This is a genomic window from Mesorhizobium sp. M7D.F.Ca.US.004.03.1.1 (genome assembly GCF_003998635.1).
Lineage (GTDB): Bacteria > Pseudomonadota > Alphaproteobacteria > Rhizobiales > Rhizobiaceae > Mesorhizobium > Mesorhizobium loti.
On sequence record NZ_RZQG01000643.1, the window covers coordinates 1 to 3,479 of the forward strand.

Below are 3,479 nucleotides of genomic sequence, written 5' to 3' on the forward strand. Positions count from 1 at the left end.
GGGCCAACGGAGCCAACGCCGGCGCCGGAGCCAGCATAGGTGGCACCAACGGCGTGAATGCTGGACTAGGCGCGACGGTTGGCGGAGCGAGTGGCGTCGGTTTGGGCGTTGGAGTTGGAGTCGAGGCCGTCAATTCCGTTGATCCCTCCAATCCCTCATCTGCGGTGAGTTCAAGCAAGTCGCGCTTGCCAGGCGTCGTCGCCCAGATGTCTGAAAGTCAAGTTGCGCGGATGAAGAAGCGCTGCGCCGATGTGCTCGCAAGTTCGGGCACCTACGACCGTGACCTGCGCCAGCTTTGTCTGCTTATAGCTCGGCGTTAAGGCGACTGAGCGCAAGCCCGCCGCCGAAAGGTGGCGGGCAGTTTTCGTCGTCAGGGCGCGGATTAGGAATAACCGGCTAGACTAGTGATGCGACATGAGCGCTGGAGATGCCCGCCCGGTATACGTTGTCTGTTACCACCTCTGGCCGGCCTTCCGTTCCTGGCCGTTTGCGGTAAATGCGACGACTACTGCAATGCCCTTTGACACCGCAAATGAAGCAGCCGCCTACAACAAGGTGGCGGGTTTAAAGGACCGCGGAGCGCTTCGCCACGACCTCAGTAGGGCAAGTCTGCGTATTGGAAAGGCGAACACTCGCCCGCTGGTCTCGTCGGTCACTTCAAGGAAGTAGTTTCCCGTCCGGTGGAGCGTCACCGGGCGTTTCGTTGCCTGCTCGGCAGTGCGGTAGGATGTCGGTGCCTCAGCGCGGTATTCGGCGATCATCCGCCCCGCGAGATATTCTCTGATTTGATATGGCATGGCGGACCACCACCGCGAATCGTCTTTATTAGTGATACCTAACATTTGCGTTTTGTGAAACTGCCTCTAATTTGATCGGGATGGGTCGATACCGTAAACTGCCCGCTGGCCTCATGGCTGGCAAGTTTTTTCACTTTCCGTGTGGTACATTACCGCCCGGTGAAGCTTGCTGTTCTGGTACAGCTTTCCTGGCATCGCGTTTGTGTTGCCGTGCCCAGCAGGGGCAAACCAACACCCCAGCAAGTCTAGTTAATCCCTAGGGACGGACGGCCCGCCGCTGCCGTGAGTGGGGCCGCGGGGTTTCTTTTCTACTCGCGAACTTGGAGAATCCTCGCCCGTGGCTTTGGCTCAAAGCGGATCATGCCCCAGGCTCTTTGTGCCAGAAGACCTGACGCAGATTGCGCTGAGCGACGTTCTGGCCGCAGTTCGGGCAGTTGTAGAAATGGCCTTCCTGCCGGATAAGGTCGCGCCCGTGTGGCGTGCTGGGGGGTGGTTGGCCGACAGCTTTGTCATGTCTGGGGCTCCTCGCTCACGTCATCCAGCATCTTAAGCGCTGCACTCTTGCCTGTGGGCTTCAACAGTCCTTGGTCGATACCGGCGGCTTTAAACGCCGCGAAAGCGATAGCCGAATTGCAGGTGCCGTCCTTGGCTGCGGCAATAAGCCGATACGCGTCGTTGTAAGGTGCCGCCTCTTTGTTTCGCCATTGACCTACGAGCTCTCGGCTTCGCAGATGGAAGAAACCTTTATGTTGAAGCCGTCTACCAGCTTGATGGAGAGCGCTAAAATTCGCCCATCGCGCGACCCTCCAGATCGTTGTGAGCGCCAGAACGTACGAAGGGAATTTTGGTTTCCAGATTTAGGAGCTATTTTAGCTTATTCTGACTGAGCGGCCGGGTTGCGGGTGCGTCTGAAGTTCGTCGAGCCGTTATTGCCGACCATGGTCGAAAAGCCTCCCGAAGGCGTCGACTGGATTCATGAGGTTAAGTTCGACGGCTATCGTTCGCAGCTCATCATCGCCGAAGATGGCACCCGGATTTACACGCGCAACGGCCACGACTGGACAGCCAAGTATCGCGACCTTGTGAAAGAGGCGGCGAGCCTTGGCGCCGAGAGTGCGATCGTCGAAGGCGAGATCGTCGTCCTGAACGCCGCCGGCCTGTCCGACTTCGGCGAATTGCGCAAGGCGATCACCCGCAGGCAGCACGACCTGTACTTCGTCGCGTTCGATCTGCTCCACCTCAATGGCCACGACCTGCGCGATATGGCGCTGGAGGAGCGTCGCGAGATCCTGGCCAGCGTGATCGAGCCCGGCGGCCGGATCCAGTTCAGCGAGCCTCTGCCAGGCGATGCGAAGGCGATCTATCACCTGCTCGACCAAGCCGGGCTGGAGGGGATGGTGTCGAAGCGCCGTGACAGCAAATACCGCAGCGGCATGTCGACCAGTTGGCTAAAGGCAAAATGCTACACTATCGACGAATTCAATTTGCTCGGCGTCGAGCGCGAGGCAGGCAAGCCGGCCTTTGCCTTGATGGCTGAGCGCGGCACCGGGCGCTATGTCGGGTCTGCCTTTCTCACCTTGAACAGGGAAATGCGCGAGCGGCTCTGGCAGCGTGTCCAGGCCTACGCAGGGACGGCGCCAAAGGGAATGATGCGACCGGCGACGCAATGGGTAAAGCCCGGGCTGATCGGGCGTGTCAAACACTTGCGCGGCGAAGAGGATTTGCGGCACGCTTCTCTGCAGGACTTCCGGGAAGAATGAGCAAGCGTGGGAGGGACTTTCTCTATCATTGGATATCGGGCCATCTGCCGGACGATCCGATCGTCGATCCGGTCCTGATGGTGATTGAGATGGCCGTGGACGCAAAACGGGCGGCTAAAGCGCAAGGCATTCCCGGCGAAGAGATTGATGAAGAAACTTGCCAAATCTACCAGTTCATCATGCAGGATTTGCGCTGACCACCTCTTGCGACGAGGCAGGCGAGGAATATAATCCTCCTGTTGCGGCGATGGTAGCGATCTCCGGTGAAGGGGGTCCATACGGAAGGGTCACACTATTGGCTGACGAATCCGACAAAGCCGAGGGCGATGAACGACGCGAAAATTCGGCGGCTCGTGAGAGAAACAGGCATCGCCCAGGATCAACCCCGCCAGCTTATCGCCGTCCTTGGCGCGCTACAATTGGTCATCGCTTGTGCGGGAAGCTAGAATTCTGGCTGGTAAACCTTACGGGTCTGTCGAGCCTGCCCACGCCTAGCGCCGTTAGCTACTGTGTGACTTTCCGTCCCAACCGACTACAATTCCTGTGGTGCCTGCCGCGAAGGACGAGCGAAAATGGCCTTTACTGTCATCTGGTATGGAACACAGGGCATCGTCGACAAGGAAATGTTCGACGCCGAGAAAGCGGCAAGGGATCATGCAATCTCCATGTTTCAGACCCGGAAGGGCGACGATGGGATCGTGTCCGTTGAAGTTCGCAAGGAAAACGGCACTGTCGTTTTTAGCCACGCGGAGAACTAGAGAAATTGCCGCCATCGCCGATGTGGGCAGGCGCAACCAAGAAGCCGACCTTTGAACGAAAGTAGCGATTGATGGAACATTAGTCGCCTCTAAAAATTTGTGGCTGGCGGCAGGCGGTGCTCTCCATTGCCTGCCGAGGATCGGGCCTCCGACCGGCCCTCGCT

General features: G+C 58.6%; 4 protein-coding genes and 1 pseudogene. All 5 read left to right on the forward strand.

What is annotated here, in order from left to right; all coding sequences use genetic code 11:
• Window positions 1–320 (forward strand): annotated as a pseudogene (locus tag EN935_RS41495) (hypothetical protein); the annotation flags it as partial.
• Between the two features lie 1,061 nt (window positions 321–1,381).
• Entirely contained in the window at window positions 1,382–1,684 is a 303-nt protein-coding gene (locus EN935_RS40940; protein WP_164771369.1) for a hypothetical protein, read from the forward strand.
• Between the two features lie 15 nt (window positions 1,685–1,699).
• Window positions 1,700–2,557, forward strand: coding sequence for an ATP-dependent DNA ligase (locus EN935_RS27120; RefSeq protein WP_127373804.1), 858 nt, complete (start codon window positions 1,700–1,702; stop codon window positions 2,555–2,557).
• Window positions 2,554–2,754, forward strand: a complete 201-nt coding sequence (locus EN935_RS27125; RefSeq protein ID WP_127373805.1) for a DUF768 domain-containing protein — start codon at window positions 2,554–2,556, stop codon at window positions 2,752–2,754. The genes EN935_RS27120 and EN935_RS27125 overlap by 4 nt, the downstream gene beginning before the upstream one ends.
• 375 nt (window positions 2,755–3,129) lie before the next feature.
• On the forward strand, window positions 3,130–3,315 hold the full coding sequence (locus EN935_RS27130) for a hypothetical protein (protein WP_127373806.1): 186 nt from the start codon (window positions 3,130–3,132) through the stop codon (window positions 3,313–3,315).
• Window positions 3,316–3,479: the final 164 nt, after the last annotated feature.

Bases quoted from the DNA above. Each gene is read 5' to 3' on its own strand.
- EN935_RS27125 (WP_127373805.1), top strand. From the start codon at position 2,554: ATGAGCAAGCGTGGGAGGGACTTTCTCTATCATTGGATATCGGGCCAT.
- EN935_RS27130 (WP_127373806.1), top strand. From the start codon at position 3,130: ATGGCCTTTACTGTCATCTGGTATGGAACACAGGGCATCGTCGACAAG.